At 66.1% G+C, this 616-nt stretch carries 1 protein-coding gene; it reads right to left on the bottom strand.

The features are described from left to right. A partial coding sequence (locus tag IVB36_RS04105) for a recombinase family protein (RefSeq protein ID WP_247390747.1) occupies positions 1–616 on the bottom strand: 616 nt, incomplete at both ends.

Genomic DNA, 616 nt, shown 5'->3' with positions numbered 1-616 from the left:
CCCTGGCTTCCTTGGCGGCCGCGGTTGCAGCGGCGATAGCGCCCGGACCGACGACGCCAAGCAGCGCTTCCTCGACTGCATCATCGACGCGCAGTCCGCCGAAGCCGATGCAGTGAGGGCCACCATTGTCCATCCAGGCGCGGCTGCAGCTGTAGCGCGGGATATGGTGCTTCATGCCGGAGCATCGGAGTGTGAGCTTGCGGCCGCAGCGCTTGCACCGGATCAGGCCGGCCAGCAGCCCGTCACCATGCTTGGGCGCGCCGTGATGCCGGCCGACGGGAATGTTGCTGCTGACCATAGTGCGGATCGCCTCGAACCTCTCCCAGCTCACATACCCTTCGTGGGTGTTGGGCTTCAGCGCCAGCCATTCGTTCCGCGCCTTGCGGCGGATCTTCACGCTCACGCCTGCGGCGCTGTATCCCGCCGCCACAGCCGTCTTACCATAGGCATAGGCGCCGCCGAAGACCGGGTTCTCAATGATCCGGTGGATGGCGGAGTAGCTTGGTCGCCGCCAGGCCGTGTCGCCGCTGGTCTGCTTCACCGGCAGATCGAGATTGTACTCGTGGAGCCAGCAGAGCGCCTGTCGCGCGCTGCCCAGTTCCTCGACCTTGTCGAA

Source organism: Bradyrhizobium sp. 35, from assembly GCF_023073215.1.
GTDB lineage: Bacteria > Pseudomonadota > Alphaproteobacteria > Rhizobiales > Xanthobacteraceae > Bradyrhizobium > Bradyrhizobium canariense_D.
This window is presented reverse-complemented; position numbering and strand designations above follow the sequence as displayed.